This is a genomic window from Streptomyces sp. NPDC008137, from assembly GCF_042957035.1.
Taxonomy (GTDB): Bacteria; Actinomycetota; Actinomycetes; order Streptomycetales; family Streptomycetaceae; genus Streptomyces.
Genome location: NZ_JBIBHN010000011.1, coordinates 103,079 through 117,585, shown reverse-complemented (window position 1 = coordinate 117,585; position 14,507 = coordinate 103,079). Strand labels below are relative to the sequence as shown.

Below are 14,507 nucleotides of genomic sequence, written 5' to 3'. Positions count from 1 at the left end.
ACTCCCTCGCAGTCAAGGACCCCTCAGGGCTGTTCGCGTACGGCGATCCCGTCCAGCACCATCGACAGGTACTGCCGGGCGATCTCCTCCGGGCTGTGCTGTCCGCCCGGGCGGTACCAGGACGCGGCGACCCACACCGTGTCGCGCACGAACCGGTAGGTGAGCCTCACGTCGAGGTCGGCGCGGAAGGCCCGCTCGGCGACGCCGCGCTCCAGGGTGGACAGCCACGCCTTCTCGAACCTGCGCTGTGACTCGGCGAGGAACGCGAACCGCTCCTGCGCCACGAGCTGCTTGCTCTCCTTCTGGTAGATCGCGACGGCCGGGCGGTGCCGGTCGATCTCCCGGAACGACTCGGTGACCAGGGCCTGAAGCGTCTCGCGGGGGCCGAGCCCGGCGTCCAGGACGGCGTCGTAGCCGTCCCAGAGCTCGTCGAGGAAGGTGCGCAGGATCTCCTCCAGCATCGACTCCTTGGAGTCGAAGTGGTAGTAGAGGCTGCCCGCGAGCATGCCCGCGTGGTCCGCGATCTTGCGGACGGTGGTGGCGTTGTAGCCCTGTTCGGCGAAGACCTCGGCGGCGGTGCCGAGGAGTTCGCTGCGACGGGCCGGGGCTGCGGTCACCTGGGGCTTCTTCTTCGTAGGAGGCACGGGTCCATTGTCGTCCCAGACCCCTGCTAGGCATGCCGGCTGCTGACGGACACCACTTCTCCCGTCATGTACGAGGAGTAGCCGGAGGCCAGGAACACGATCACGTTGGCCACCTCCCAGGGCTCGGCGTACCGCCCGTAGGCCTCGCGTTCGGTCAGCTCGGCGAGGAGTTCGGGTGTGGTGACCTTCACCAGGTGCGGATGCAGGGCGAGGCTGGGTGCCACGGCGTTGACCCGGACCCCGTAGCCGGCCGCCTCGACGGCCGCGCAGCGGGTCAGTGCCATCACGCCGGCCTTGGCGGCGGCGTAGTGGGCCTGTCCGGCCTGGGCGCGCCAGCCGACGACGGAGGCGTTGTTGACGATCACGCCGCCGCGGGCCTCCTTCATGTGGCGCAGGGCGGCCCGTACGCACCGGAAGGTGCCGTTCAGTGTGACGTCCAGGACGCGGGACCACTGGTCGTCGGTCATGTCGACGAGCTGCGCGGTGCCGCCGAGACCGGCGTTGTTGACCACCACGTCGAGGCGTCCGTGCTCCCGTACGGCCGTCTCGAAGAGCGTGCGCACCTGTGTCTCGTCGGTGACGTCGCAGGGCACGGCGGCGACCGACGCCGTGCCGAACTCGGCGGCCAGCTCCGCCTCGTGCTCCTTGAGCCGCCGCACGTGCGCGTCGCTGATCAGCACGCGTGCGCCCTCCTCCAGGAGGCGCCGTGCGGTGGCCCCGCCGATCCCCGCGCCGGCCGCCGCGGTGACGACGGCGGTCCGGCCTGTCAGCAGGCCGTGACCGGGCACGTACGTCGGGCTCTCGACGTCTGTCATGGGCTCACGCTAACCTACCAAACACTTGTTAGGGAAGGAGGGCGGTCATGGACCTCGCGTTGTCCCCGGCGGACGAGGAGTTCCGCACCGAGGTGCGGGAGTGGCTGCACGCGCACGTGCCGCGCGAGCCGCTGCCCTCGCTGGAGACGGCGGAGGGTTTCGCCGCGCACCGCGCCTGGGAGGCGGAGCTGGCGGCGGACCGCTGGTCGGTGGTCAACTGGCCGTCGGCGTACGGCGGGCGGGACTCCGGGCTGCTGCGGTGGCTGCTCTTCGAGGAGGAGTACTACGCGGCGGACGCCCCGGGGCGCGTCAGCCAGAACGGCATCCATCTGCTCGCCCCGACCCTCCTCGACCACGGCACGGAGGAGCAGCGGGCCCGGGTGCTGCCCGCGATGGCCTCCGGCGAGGTGATCTGGGCGCAGGCCTGGTCGGAGCCCGAGGCCGGTTCGGACCTGGCGTCGCTGCGGGCGAAGGCCGTGCGCACGGACGGCGGCTGGCTGCTGAGCGGCCAGAAGACCTGGTCCTCGCGTGCCGCGTTCGCCGACCGCGCGTTCGGCCTGTTCCGCAGCGACCCGGAGGCCCCGAAACCCCACCAGGGCCTGACGTATCTCATGTTCGGCCTGCGCGCCCCCGGCGTCACGGTCCGCCCGATCGCCCGTCTCGACGGCAAGCCGGCCTTCGCGGAGCTGTTCCTGGACGAGGTCTTCGTGCCCGACGAGGACGTGATCGGCGCCCCCGGCCAGGGCTGGCGGATCGCCATGTCGACGGCGGGCAACGAACGCGGGCTGATGCTCCGCTCCCCCGGCCGCTTCCTCGCCGCCGCGCGGCGGCTGGAGGGGCTGTGGCGGGAGCGGGGTGCTCCGGTGTCCGCTCGGGACCGGGTGGCCGACGCCCTGATCGGCGCGCGGGCCTACCAGCTCTTCACGTACGCGGCGGCCTCCCGTTTCCTGGCGGGCCAGGCGGTCGGCCCGGAGTCGAGTCTCAACAAGGTCTTCTGGTCCGAGCTGGACATCGGGCTGCACGAGACGGCCCTCGATCTCCTCGGCCCGGAGGGCGAGCTTGCGGACACCGACTGGGCGGAGCGGTACGTCTTCGCGCTCGCGGGGCCGATCTACGCGGGCACGAACGAGATCCAGCGCGACATCATCGCCGAGCGCCTGCTCGGCCTGCCGAAGGGGCGCCGCTGATGCCGGGGGCTCCGCCGACGCCGAGGCCACCAAAGGGGCCGCGAGCCCTGCCGGAGCGGCCGACCGACCCGACCGACCCTGCCGACCCGACCGACCCGGCTGACACAGAAGGGTCACCTGTGCGCTTCCTCCTCGATCCCGGGCAACGCGCCTTCGCCGCGTCGCTGGACGCCCTGCTCACTCACGCCGACACACCCGCGGTCGTACGGGCCTGGAGCCGGGGCGACCATGCGAGCGGGCGGGCGCTGTGGTCGCGGGTCGCGGAGACGGGGGTGTTCGCGCTGGCGGTCCCGGAGGCGTACGAGGGGCTGGGCCCGCGCCCGGTCGAACTGGTCGTCGCGTTCGTGGAGCTGGGCCGCCACGCGGTACCGGGACCGCTGGTCGAGACGATCACGGCGGCGGTACTTCTCACCGGTGCCGACCCGGGCTTCGCCGAGCGGCTGCTGCCGGCACTGGCGTCCGGCGGGACGATGGCGACGGTGGCCCCGCCCGGTCCGGGCGCGCCGCGGGGGCGGCCCCGCGAGCCCGGACCGCATGGGGCTCACGGCCCCCGGCCGCAGCGCGGGCATGGGCCGCGCGCGATGCGTGAACCTCACCGGACGCCCCGGCCACAGCCGCCGCAGGGCCCGTACGCCCTGGACGGCGACGCGGCCGCCCTCCGGCTCGCCTGGACGCCCGAAGGCATCCGCCTCTCCCCCGGCCACGGCCCCGTCCGCCCCTCCCTCGACCCGGCCCGCCGCCTCACCCCCCTCGCCCCCGGCGGCGAAGTCCTCGACACCACCACGGACCGGGCCGCCCTCGCCTGGGCCCGGCTCGCCACCGCCGCCCAGGCCCTCGGCGTGGGCCTCGCGCTGCTCGACAGAACCGTCGCGTACGTCAAGCAGCGCAGCCAGTTCGGGGTGCCCGTCGGCTCGTTCCAGGCGGTCGGGCACCGGCTGGCCGACGCGAAGATCGCCCTGGAGTTCGCCCGGCCGCTGGTCTTCGGCGCCGCGCTGACCATGGAGCCGACCGATGTCGCCGCCGCCAAGGCCGCCGCCTGCGAGGCGGCGTACGGCACCGCGCGTACCGCGCTGCAGCTGCACGGCGCGATCGGCTACACGGCGGAGTGCGACCTGTCGCTGTGGCTGACCAAGGCCCGGGCCCTGCGCACCGCTTGGGGCGACCCCGGGGAGTGCCGGGCCCTGGTCGTCAGTGCGGCTGGTGATCGCCGCTGGTGATCTCCCGGTACTCCTCCGCCGTCGGCTTCTCGATCCGCGCGTCGGGCCCGAACATGGCCTTGGCGAGCCGGGCCCGCAGCCGCTCGGACCGTCTGACCTTGCGGCGGACCCCGCCCGCGTCGGTCTCGGCCCCGATCTCGTACGGCGGGCGCTGCTCGTGCTGGGTGAGGGTGAACAGCTCGCTCTGCGCGAGGGGCTCGTGCAGCTCGATGTACTCGCCGTTCGTCAGCCGCTTGATCGTGCCCGTCTCCCTGCCGTGCAGCACCTTGTCGCGGTCGCGGCGCTGGAGGCCCATGCAGATCTTCTTCGTGACGATGAAGGCGACGACCGGCAGCACGAACACGCCGATCCGCACGAACCAGGTGATCACGTTGATGGACAGATGCAGATGCGTGGCCACGATGTCGTTGCCGCCGCCGATCAGCAGCACCGCGTACAGGGTCAGCCAGGCCACGCCCAGGCCGGTGCGCACGGGCGCGTTGCGCGGCCGGTCCAGGATGTGGTGCTCGCGCTTGTCGCCGGTGATCCACGCCTCGATGAAGGGATAGAGGCCGAGGGCGAGCAGGATCAGCGGGAAGAGCGAGAAGGGGATGAACACTCCGAGGACGAGCGTGTGCCCCCAGAGGTTGATCTCCCATCCCGGCATCACCCGGATCAGGCCCTCGGAGAACCCGAGGTACCAGTCGGGCTGGGCGCCCGTGGTGACCAGGTCGGGTCTGTAAGGGCCGAAGGCCCACACGGGGTTGATCTGGGCGAGCGCGCCCATCACCGTCAGGACGCCGAAGACGAGGAAGAAGAAGCCGCCCGCCTTGGCCATGTAGACCGGCAGGAAGGGCATCCCGACGACCGACCGCTCCTTGCGTCCGGGGCCCGGGAACTGGGTGTGCTTGTGGTAGAAGACCAGGATCAGATGGGCGGTGACCAGGCCCAGCATGATCCCGGGCAGCAGCAGGATGTGGACCGGGTACAGCCTGGAGATGATGTCCTCGCCCGGGAACTCCCCGCCGAAGAGGAAGAACGACAGATACGTTCCGACGATCGGAATCGACAGGATCGCGCCCTGCGCGAAGCGGATGCCGGTGCCGGAGAGCAGGTCGTCGGGGAGCGAGTAGCCGGTCAGGCCGGTGATGATGCCGAGCATCAGCAGGGTCCAGCCGAAGAGCCAGTTGAGCTCGCGCGGCTTGCGGAAGGCACCCGTGAAGAACACCCGCATCATGTGCACCAGCATGCCGGTGATGAAGACCAGCGCCGCCCAGTGGTGGATCTGCCGGATCAGCAGCCCGCCGCGCACGTCGAAGCTGATGTCCAGCGTGGACTCGAAGGCCCTGGACATGAGCACGCCGTTGAGCTCCGTGTAGGAGCCGTTGTAGACGACCTCCTGCATGCTCGGCTCGAAGAACAGGGTGAGGTAGACGCCCGTCAGGATGAGCACGATGAAGCTGTAGAGGGTGACCTCGCCCAGCATGAAGGACCAGTGGTCGGGGAAGACCTTGCGCATGTTGGCCCTGGCCAGCCCGAAGAGCCCGAGCCGCCCGTCCGCCCAGTCGGCGAGCTGCTCGCCCTTGCCGGCGGGTGGTCTCCTGCGAGCGGAGGCCGTCCCGTACACCCGTCGTGCGCCGTCGTCGCCCATACGTCGTCGCCTCCCCGTCGGATCCTTCCCAGCGTGGCACGGCATCGCGACGGCGCAAATGGGGCGTAAGGCGGGATAGGCCAAGGGGACGAGGGGGTGACCGCGCCGGGCTCAGGGGTCCTTTCACTATGAGCGTCCGATCAGGGCGCGTGGTCTGGTGCCGTGCATCGCAAGGCGCCGGGAAGCTCTCGATGGGGGTGCCCCCGCTCGAGCGGAGCCGAGAGTGGGGGAGGAGCTACTAGGGCTTTTCGGCAACGCGGCCAGGTGCGGTGCCAGGCCGCGTGACCCGGACGGGCATAGTGAAAGGACCCCTCAGACCGGCGGCACGATGCCCCGGGCCCGCACGATGCCCTCAGCCCGCGCGGCCACCAGCCACTTCGGGAACTCGCCCACCAGCCGGTCGTACAGCTCGGCGTCCGGAACCCCGCGTGGGTCCGCACCCGCGTGGAAGAACCCGGCGTTGTCGACGATCCGCTTGCCCGGCACGGCCAGCTCGTCCAGCCTGCGCAGGAAGTCGAACTGCTTGCTGTCCGGATCGCCGAAGCCGATGAACTGCCAGAAGAGGGGAAGCCTCGCCGCCTTGCACAGATACCGCTCGGCGGCGAGCTTGCTGACGGGGCCGCCGTCGGTCTGGAAGATCACGAGGGCGGGCTGCGTCGCGCCGCTGTCGAGGTAGTGGTCGATGACGGCGTCCATGGCCAGGTGGTAGCTGGTCTTGCCCATGTGCCCGAGCCCGGCCACGATCCGTTCGATCCGCCCCTGGTGGTCGGCCAGGGCGATCGTGGTCTCGGCGTCGACGTCGGTGGAGAAGAACACGACCGGCACGGTGCCGTCGTCGTCCAGGTGCGCCGAGAGTCCCAGCACCCGGTCGGCGAGCGCCTGCACGCTGCCGTCCTTGTAGTACGGCCGCATCGAGCCGGAGTGGTCGACCACGAGGTAGACCGCGGCCCGCAGCCCGTCGAGGCCGTGCTTCGTGAGGGACACTCCGGCGCTCTTGTAGAGGTTCACCAGCGCGGGAGCGGTCTCCTGGACCTTGCTCAGACTGATCGCGACCATGGCCCCACCTTCTCACTCCTCGGCGACCACTCCGTCGCTCAGTTCCAGCACCCGGTCGGCCAGGCCGAGGAGTTGGGGGTCGTGGGTGGCGACCAGGGCCGTGACTCCCTCGCCGCGGACCACGGCCCGCAGCAGTTCCATCACCGACAGGCCGGTCGCGGCGTCGAGCTGGCCGGTCGGCTCGTCGGCGAGCAGCAGGGCCGGGCGGTTGGCGAGGGCCCTGGCGATGGCGACCCGCTGCTGCTGCCCGCCGGAGAGTTCGGCGGGCCGCTGGGTCTCGTGGCCGGCGAGGCCGACCAGGGCCAGCAGCAGCGCGACCCGCTCCTCGCGTTCGCGCGGCTCGGCCCGGCGCAGCCGCAGCGGCACGCCCACGTTCTCGGCGGCGGTGAGGATGGGGATCAGCCCGAAGGACTGGAATACGAAACCGATCCGGTCGCGGCGCAGTTCCAGCAGCTCGCTCCCGCTCAGCGCCGACAGGTCGGTGCCGTCCACGACGACACGGCCGCTCCGCGGGGAGTCGAGGCCGCCGATCATATGGAGCAGGGTCGTCTTGCCGGAGCCCGAGCGGCCTTTGAGGGCGACCAGTTCCCCCCGCCGGACGGCGAAGGAGGCCCCACGCAGCGCGTGCACGGTCGCGGCACCCGTGCCGTAGGAGTGGCGCAGGTCCTCCACCCGCAGCATCGGCTCGTCGGACGCGTCGTCGGCGAGGGCGGCACCGGACCCCGGGCTGGTGTTCTCGGTCATCACCGCATCCCATACGGAACCGGTCGGGATGGTCAAGAGCGGAACCACCCGCGTTCGAACTCATGTGCCTGGCTGGTAACTCCGTGATATGCATGCCGGGTTGGGGGACGAGCGGCTCGGCCGACGGGGTGGGGAAGAGTGACGGGCTTACTGCTGCTGCGCCTGCGCGCGCATCGGCTGCTCCTCGTGGCCGCCCTGCTCGCCGTCCTGCTGACCACCTCGGTGCTCGCCGCCCTCGCCGCCTTCTCCGGCTCCGTCGGGGACGCGGCGCTGCGTGGCGCCCTGGGCGGACGGGCCGCGGCCTCCGCTTCCCTGGTCGTCGAGGCGGACGTGCCCCGGGGGCGGGCGGAGGCGGCGCGGCGAGCGGTGGAGCAGGGGGCGCGGGAGGCGTTCGGCGGGCTGCCGGTGACCGTGCGGACGCTGGAGCGCTCCGGGCCGTACGCGCTGCCCCGTTCCCTCCAGGACGCCGATGCCCGCGCCCGGGAGCCCGACCTCACGCACCTGGCCGCCCTCGACCGGTCGCGGATCAGGGTGGTCTCGGGCAGCCTGCCGGGCCCCGCGCCGGCGGTGCGCGATGCGGCCGTGCCCGTGGCGCTGCCCGAGGCGGCGGCCGACCGGCTGAGGCTGCGGCCCGGAGCGCGCGTCACGCTGACCGACCGGCTGGGCGGCGAGCCGCTGCGGATACGGGTGACCGGCGTGTACCGGGCGGCCGACGGCTCCGATCCCTACTGGCAGGCGGACACCCTCGGCGGGCAGGGCGTGCGGACCGTCGCCTTCACCACGTACGGGCCGCTGCTGGCCGACGCGTCGGTGCTCGCCTCCGGACGTGTCTCCGCGGACGGCACCGGCTGGGTGGCGACGGCCGACTACCGGACCGTCACCACCGACGGCATCGGCGCGCTCCGCGCGGCGGCCGTGCGCGCGGCCGGGGCGCTGCGCGAGGACCCCGCGCTCGGGGGCGAGGCGGACGTGCGCACCGAGCTGCCCGAGGTGCTCGACCGGACCGGACGGGCCCTGCTGGTGGCCCGCTCCACACTGATGATCGTCTCCGTGCAGCTGGTGCTGCTCGCCGGGTACGCGCTGCTGCTGGTGGCCCGGCTGCTGGACGGCGAACGGGCGGGTGAGACCGAGCTGCTGCGGGCCAGGGGCGGATCACGCGGCCGGATCGCGGGACTCGCCGCGCTGGAGGCGCTGCTCCTCGCGGTACCGGCCGCCGTCTGTGCCGCGCTGCTGTCCGGCCCGCTGGCCCGGCTGCTGGCCCGGTGGTCCTCGCTCGACCGGATCGGGCTGCGGCTCGACGCCGTCCCGGCGGGCCGGGTCTGGCTGGTCGCCGGCGGGGTGGCGGCGGCGTGCGCGGTGGCGGTCGTGGCACCCGCGCTGGCGACGACGGCGGGCACGCCCGTACGGCTGCGGCGCGTCCGTGCCGCGACGTCGGCCGCGCCCGTGCGCGCCGGCGCCGATGTCGCGCTGCTGCTGGTCGCGGGCGTGGCGTACTGGCAGCTCGGCCGGCGGACCGACGCGACCAGCGGGGTGCTGAGCCGGGACCGGGCCGGGGAGCTGGGCATCGATCCGCTGCTGGTCGTGGCGCCCGCGCTGGCGCTGCTGGCGGGCACGGTCCTGACGCTGCGTCTGCTGCCGCTCGCGGCGGGGCTCGCGGAGCGGCGGTCCGCGAGCGGGCGCGGGCTGCCCGCGGCGCTGGCGGGGTGGCAGTTCAGCCGGCGTCCGCTGCGCGGGGCGGGTCCGGTGCTGCTGCTGGTCATCGCCGTGGCGACCGGGATGCTGGCGATCGGGCACGGCGCGTCCTGGGACCGGTCGCAGGACGACCAGGCCGACTTCAGGACGGGCGCCGCCGTCCGGGTCCTCGACCACCGGCCGGGCAGCCCCGGGCAGACCGGCCTCTACGCCGCGCTGCCCGGGGCCCGGGACGCCGCCCCCGCGCACCGCGCCACCCTGGCCCTCTCCCGCGGCCGTGAGGCGACGGTGCTCGCCCTGGACACGGCCCACGCCGGGGACGGGAGGCTGATGCGCGGCGATCTCGCCGACGAGCCCCCGGCGAGGCTGCTGCGGGCCCTGGCACCGCCCGCACCGGACACCCACCGGGCGGTACGGCTCCCCGACGGCACCCGGCGGCTCGCCCTGGACGTGCGGATCGCCGACGCGGGGGCCCGGACGGGTCGCTCCCCCTCGGGCCGGGCGCCCCAGCTCACGGTGGTGGTCGAGGACCGGTACGGCATCGGCTACCGGCTGGGCGCCGGGACCGTCCCGGTGGACGGCCGGGTCCACCGGATCGCCCTCGACCTGGACGTGACGGCGACGGGCCGCCGCGCCGCCCCGGCCGGACCGCTGCGGCTGACCGGACTTCAGCTCGACGACACCTCTCCCGTCGGCCGCTCCGAGAAGCACCGCTTCACCGTGGAACGGCTGCTCGCCGCCGGCCGAGACGGCTCCGCCCGCCCCGTCCGGGTGCCCGCCGGAACGCGCTGGCGGGGCGAGGAGACCGTGACGGAGAACGGCGAGGTCGTCACCCGTGAGGCGGCGAAGCCGGCCGTATCGGGGGACGCGCCGCTGACCGTGTCGTACGGCACCGGCGCAGGCAGCGAGGAGAGTTTCGTCGCCCCGTCGATCTACACGGTCGGCGTCGCCACCGCCGGGGCGAAGGCACCGGAGAACCTCGCCGCCGTCGCCACCCGGGACTTCCTGCGGGCGGCGGGAGCCGAGCCCGGCGACACCATCGATGTGCCGCTGTCCGGGGAACAGCTGCGGGTGCGGATCGTCCGGGCGGCCGAGGAGCTGCCGACCGCCGCCACCGGCTCGGCAGGAGAGGCGGTGGACGGCGGGGCGCTGCTGCTCGATCTGCGGGCCGTCGACGCCGTGCTGGCCGAGCGGGCCAGTGCGCCGCTCTCCCCCACCGAGTGGTGGGTGAGCGCCGCCCCGGGCAAGGCGGCCGAGGTCGCCGCCGCGCTGCGGGCACGTCCCGACCTCGGGCCGAACCAGGTGCTGGTGCGGGACGAGACCGCGGCCGAGCTGCTGCGGGACCCGCTCGGCGCCGGGCCGCGCTCGGCGCTGACGGCCGTGGCGGTGGCCGCCGTCCTCCTCGCCGCCGGGGGTTTCGCGGTGAGTGCCGCCGGTGCGCGGCGGGAGCGGTCCGCGGAGTTCGCCGTGCTGCGCGCCCTGGGCGCGCCCCGCCGGGATCTCGCCCGGCTGGTCGCCACGGAGCAGAGCCTGCTCATCGGTGCCGGTCTGCTCGCCGGGCTGGGTCTGGGTGCCGTCCTGACCCGGGCCGTCGTCCCGCTGATCGTGCTGACGTCCGACGGCGGGCGGCCGGTCCCGCCTGTCCTCGTCGAACTGCCGCTGTCCCGGGTGGTGCTGCTCCTCGCGGGGGTGGCCGCCCCGCTGCTGCTGATCACCGTCGCGTCGGCGCTGCGCCGTGCCGAGCCGGCGGTGGCGCTCCGCCATCAGGGGGAGGACTGAGATGCCGCGGAAGGATCAGGGCGCGCCCTGGGTGCGGACCCGGCTGCGGCCGGCGCCGGTGTCCGCCGTCGCCTTCGGTCTGCTGGTGCTGGTCACGGCGTTCCTCGCCGCCGTCCTGCCCCGGGCCGTCGAGGCGTACGAGACGGACGGGCTGCGCGAGGCCCTCGCCGGCGCCCCTCCCGAGTCCACCGTGCTGGAGTTGAAGGCGCCGCAGCCCGGTTTCGAAGAGCCGGAGGAGGCCCGTGCGGACGCGGTGCGGCCGGAGGCGCTCGCGGCGGTCGACGGCTCGGCACGGGCGCTGCTGCCCGAGCCGCTGCGGGCGGACCCGGCCGAGTCGGCTTACGGGGTGCGCACGGCGAAGAGCCTGGAGGCGCTGGACGCGTCGTTGCCCCGGCCCGACGGACTGCCGCCCCGGTTCACCCTGCTCGCGCAGTCGGGAGCGGCCGGCCACGCCACCGTCCGGGAGGGCCGGCTGCCCACCGCCGGCACGCCGGTGAACGTGGACACCAGGCTGGTCGAGGGAGCCGTGACCGCCGAGACCGCGCGCACGCTGCGGCTGCGGCCCGGATCCACGCTCACCCTGGCCGGCTTTCTCGACGGGCCGCTGACCGTACGGATCACGGGCGTCCTCGAACCGCTGCGTCCGCAGCGGAGTTACTGGTCGGCGGAACCGGTCCTGCGCACACCGGCCCTGGCGAGCAACAGCGCACGCCCGCCGCAGTTCTACTGGGAGGCCGGCGTCCTGCTGCCGCCCGGGGCCGCGCCGGCGTTGCTCGGCGGCCCGGGAGAGCCGGAGAAGTACTGGCGGTTCGCGCCCGCGACCGGGGAGCTCACCTCGGCGGACGTCCCGGCGCTCGTCGAAGGGATCGCCTCCCTGGAGAACGGGCCCGGGCTGGTGCGGATGCGCGGGGCCGCCGGTCCGACGGCACAGCTCTCCACCGGCCTGGAGCAGGTCGTCGACTCCTACACGGCGACCCGTGAGGCGATCACGCCCGTGGTGGCCGTCGCGGCCTTCGGGATCGCCGCGGTCGCCGTCGTCGTCCTGGTGATGAGCGCCGGTGTGGCCGCCGCCCGCCGCGACACCGAACTCGCCCTGCTGCGGGCCCGGGGCGGTTCCCTGCGCGGTATCGCCGGGCGGCTGCTGGCCGAGACGGCGGTGCCGGCGGTGCCCGCCGCGGCCTGCGGTCTGCTGCTCGCCGTGCTCGCCGTGGAGGAGGCCCGGACGCTGCCCGCCGTGCTCGGGGCGGGCGCCGTGGCCCTGCTCGCCTGTGCCGGGCTGCCGGTGCGCGCGGCCGTGGCACATCGCAGGCCGAGGGCGCACCGGGAGCGCGACGACCTCGCCCACGCCAGGCCCGGCGGGCGCCGGACCGTCGCCGAACTGACCTTGCTGGTGCTGGCCGTGGGCTCGGTGGCGGCGTTGCGCCGCCGCGGTACGGCTGGGTCGGGCGATCTGCTGGTGAGCGCCGCCCCGGTGCTCGTCGGCCTGGTCGCCGCGCTGGTCCTCGTACGGCTGTATCCGCTGCCCCTGCGGTGGGCCGCCGGCCCTGCCGGGCGGCTGCGCGGCCTGGTCGGGTTCCTGTCGCTGGCCCGCGCCGGCCGCTCACCGGCCGCGGTCGCCGCGCTGCCGCTGCTCGCCCTGCTGACGGCCCTGACGACGGCCGCGTTCGGGGGGTCCGTGCTGGCGGGCGTGGCGGACGCCCGGGACCGGGCCGCGCTGCTGGAGACCGGCGCGGACGTACGGGTCTCCACGACCGACGGCACCCCGCTCCCGGCGGGACTCGCGCGGGCGGTGGGGGACGTGGCGGGCGTACGGCAGGTCACGGCCGTGGGAATCGAGTACGCCGCGGAGCGCGCGTCCGACGAGGCGGAGTCGCTGCCGGTGCTCGGGGTCGAGCCGGGCACCTACGCGGAGCTGGCCCACCGGACGGGCCTCGGCGGCTTCGCGGCCGGCCGGCTGGGGGCCCGGGACGGGGTGCTGGACGCCGTCGCCTCCCCCGAGGTCGCCGAGCGGATCGGGCGGTCTCCGCACCGGATCGTGCTGCCGGGCGGAGCCGTCACCGTACGGATCACCGCTGTGCGCCCCCGCACCCCGGCCCTGCCCGAGGGCGATTTCGTGCTGGTCGACGCGGCGGCGCTGAAGGGCTTCGGCGCCCCTTCGGTCCTGCTGGCGACCGGGGCCGGGATCGACGCGAAGGCGCTGCGGGCGGCCGTGAGCGGCGCCGGTCCGGACCTCTCCGTGACACTGCGCGGCGAGGAGCGCGCGGCGCTGTCCGACTCGCCGTTGCAGACGGGCGCCGAGCGGATCTACGTCTGGGCCGTCGTGGCGGGCGCCGGGTACGCCCTGCTCGCCCTGGTGCTCGGCCTGCTGCGGTCCGCTCCGGAACGGGCCGCGCTGCTGGCCCGGCTGCGCACCCTGGGGCTGACGGCCCGCCAGGGGCGGCGGCTGCTCGGCCTGGAGGCCCTGCCCCTCGCTCTGCTCGCGGCCGGCGGGGGCATGGCCGTCGGCTGGGCCACGGTGGGACTGCTCGCCCCCGGCATCGACCTGGACCGGCTGGCTCTGCCCGACGCGCCCGGCGTCACGGCGCCGGGGGGTGCCGCGCTGCGGGCCGACCTGTGGTCGCTGGCCCTGCCCGCCGCCGGAGCGGTGCTGCTGGCGGGGGCGGTGGCCGTGGCACAGGCCTGGTGGGCGGGCCGCCGGACACCGATCACTCACCTCAGGGCGGGAGACATGCGATGAGCGGTACGACGGAGTCGCTCGAGGAGCTGGAGCGGCGGGCGGCGCGCCATCGCGACCGGCCCGCCTACGGGCACGACGCCGTGATCGCCTGCGACCGGCTGGTGCGCGTCTTCGCCAAGCGCGGGGGCGGGGACGCCATGGAGGTGCAGGCGCTGCAGGGGCTCGATCTCCTCGTCCAGGAGGGCGAGTTGATGGCCCTGGTCGGGGCGTCCGGCAGCGGCAAGTCGACGCTGATGAACATCCTCGCGGGCCTGGACGTCCCGACCGCGGGCGCCGCGAAGGTCGCGGGCCGCGATCTGCTGGCCCTGGACGCCAAGGCGCGGTTGCGCTACCGGCGTGAGGTGGTCGGCTTCGTCTGGCAGCAGACGGCCCGCAATCTGCTGCCGTATCTGACGGCGGCGCAGAACGTCGCCCTGCCCATGCAACTGGCGGGCGCGTCGCGCGGGAAGCGGGCCGGACGGGCGGACGACCTGCTGGCCATGCTCGGTGTCGCCGACTGCCGGGACCGGCGGCCGGGACAACTGTCCGGCGGCCAGCAGCAGCGCGTCGCCATCGCCGTCGGCCTGGCCAACGCCCCCGCCGTACTGCTCGCCGACGAGCCGACCGGCGAACTGGACTCGGCGACGGGGCAGCAGGTCTTCGCTGCGTTCCGCCGGGCCAACGAGGAACTGGGCACGACGATCGTCATCGTCACGCACGACCAGGCGGTCGCCGGCGAGGTCCGCCGCACGGTCGCGATCCGCGACGGCCGCACCTCGACGGAGGTACTCCGCCGCACGGAGGTCGACGAGGCGGGCCAGGAGTCCGTGGTGGCCCGTGAGTACGCGATGCTCGACCGCGCGGGCCGCCTTCAGCTGCCGGACGAGTACACGACGGCGCTGGGCATGGCGGACCGGGTGCTGCTGGAGCTGGAGGAGGACCACATCCAGGTGTGGCCGGACGAGAACGGCTGACCGGCCGGGGACATGCGACGGCGCCTGCCCGGTCGTCCGGTCGGGGACTGTGG

Annotated in this window: 10 protein-coding genes; 5 read left to right on the top strand and 5 right to left on the bottom strand. The window is 74.5% G+C overall.

Annotation, left to right across the window (positions count from 1 at the left end; translation table 11 throughout):
- Positions 1 to 23: 23 nt before the first annotated feature.
- Positions 24 to 644, bottom strand: a complete 621-nt coding sequence (locus tag ACFZBT_RS19975) for a TetR family transcriptional regulator (protein ID WP_391105152.1) — start codon at positions 642 to 644, stop codon at positions 24 to 26.
- Positions 645 to 670: 26 nt separating this feature from the next.
- A complete protein-coding gene (locus ACFZBT_RS19970) occupies positions 671 to 1,459 on the bottom strand; it encodes an SDR family oxidoreductase (protein ID WP_391105150.1) in 789 nt (262 codons plus the stop codon).
- Positions 1,460 to 1,506: 47 nt separating this feature from the next.
- On the opposite strand from ACFZBT_RS19970, the gene ACFZBT_RS19965 reads away from it, so the two are divergent.
- Together ACFZBT_RS19965 and ACFZBT_RS19960 are read left to right on the top strand one after the other, a co-directional pair.
- Positions 1,507 to 2,646 (top strand): acyl-CoA dehydrogenase family protein, encoded by a 1,140-nt coding sequence (locus tag ACFZBT_RS19965; RefSeq protein ID WP_391105148.1) that lies wholly within the window; start codon positions 1,507 to 1,509, stop codon positions 2,644 to 2,646.
- Between the two features lie 119 nt (positions 2,647 to 2,765).
- A complete protein-coding gene (locus ACFZBT_RS19960) occupies positions 2,766 to 3,863 on the top strand; it encodes an acyl-CoA dehydrogenase family protein (RefSeq protein WP_391105146.1) in 1,098 nt (365 codons plus the stop codon).
- Here the strand turns inward: ACFZBT_RS19960 and ACFZBT_RS19955 are convergent.
- The 3 genes from ACFZBT_RS19955 to ACFZBT_RS19945 all read right to left on the bottom strand — a co-directional run bounded on the left by ACFZBT_RS19955 (position 3,835) and on the right by ACFZBT_RS19945 (position 7,293).
- The gene (locus tag ACFZBT_RS19955; RefSeq protein WP_391105144.1) at positions 3,835 to 5,493 is read right to left on the bottom strand and encodes a cytochrome b N-terminal domain-containing protein; all 1,659 of its coding nucleotides are present in this window, start codon (positions 5,491 to 5,493) and stop codon (positions 3,835 to 3,837) included. The genes ACFZBT_RS19960 and ACFZBT_RS19955 overlap by 29 nt on opposite strands.
- Before the next feature lie 312 nt (positions 5,494 to 5,805).
- Positions 5,806 to 6,549, bottom strand: a complete 744-nt coding sequence (locus tag ACFZBT_RS19950) for a VWA domain-containing protein (RefSeq protein WP_391105142.1) — start codon at positions 6,547 to 6,549, stop codon at positions 5,806 to 5,808.
- 12 nt (positions 6,550 to 6,561) lie between these two features.
- On the bottom strand, positions 6,562 to 7,293 hold the full coding sequence (locus ACFZBT_RS19945; protein ID WP_391105139.1) for an ATP-binding cassette domain-containing protein: 732 nt from the start codon (positions 7,291 to 7,293) through the stop codon (positions 6,562 to 6,564).
- Between the two features lie 138 nt (positions 7,294 to 7,431).
- Between ACFZBT_RS19945 and ACFZBT_RS19940 the strand changes: the two genes are divergently transcribed.
- The 3 genes from ACFZBT_RS19940 to ACFZBT_RS19930 are packed head-to-tail and all read left to right on the top strand — an operon-like array spanning position 7,432 to position 14,454.
- The gene (locus ACFZBT_RS19940) at positions 7,432 to 10,764 is read left to right on the top strand and encodes an FtsX-like permease family protein (RefSeq protein WP_391105137.1); all 3,333 of its coding nucleotides are present in this window, start codon (positions 7,432 to 7,434) and stop codon (positions 10,762 to 10,764) included.
- A 1-nt stretch (position 10,765) separates the two neighbouring features.
- Positions 10,766 to 13,501: an ABC transporter permease gene (locus tag ACFZBT_RS19935; RefSeq protein ID WP_391105135.1), complete on the top strand. Its 2,736-nt coding sequence runs from the start codon at positions 10,766 to 10,768 to the stop codon at positions 13,499 to 13,501.
- Complete coding sequence (locus tag ACFZBT_RS19930) at positions 13,498 to 14,454, top strand: ATP-binding cassette domain-containing protein (protein WP_391105133.1); 957 nt, start codon at positions 13,498 to 13,500, stop codon at positions 14,452 to 14,454. Before ACFZBT_RS19935 ends, ACFZBT_RS19930 begins: the two co-directional genes overlap by 4 nt.
- The last annotated feature ends 53 nt before the right edge of the window (positions 14,455 to 14,507 follow it).

Excerpts from the sequence above, each read along its gene's own strand:
- ACFZBT_RS19945 (WP_391105139.1), bottom strand. The coding sequence starts at position 7,293 with ATGACCGAGAACACCAGCCCGGGGTCCGGTGCCGCCCTCGCCGACGAC.
- ACFZBT_RS19930 (WP_391105133.1), top strand. The coding sequence starts at position 13,498 with ATGAGCGGTACGACGGAGTCGCTCGAGGAGCTGGAGCGGCGGGCGGCG.
- ACFZBT_RS19935 (WP_391105135.1), top strand. The coding sequence starts at position 10,766 with ATGCCGCGGAAGGATCAGGGCGCGCCCTGGGTGCGGACCCGGCTGCGG.
- ACFZBT_RS19970 (WP_391105150.1), bottom strand. The coding sequence starts at position 1,459 with ATGACAGACGTCGAGAGCCCGACGTACGTGCCCGGTCACGGCCTGCTG.
- ACFZBT_RS19950 (WP_391105142.1), bottom strand. The coding sequence starts at position 6,549 with ATGGTCGCGATCAGTCTGAGCAAGGTCCAGGAGACCGCTCCCGCGCTG.
- ACFZBT_RS19955 (WP_391105144.1), bottom strand. The coding sequence starts at position 5,493 with ATGGGCGACGACGGCGCACGACGGGTGTACGGGACGGCCTCCGCTCGC.
- ACFZBT_RS19965 (WP_391105148.1), top strand. The coding sequence starts at position 1,507 with ATGGACCTCGCGTTGTCCCCGGCGGACGAGGAGTTCCGCACCGAGGTG.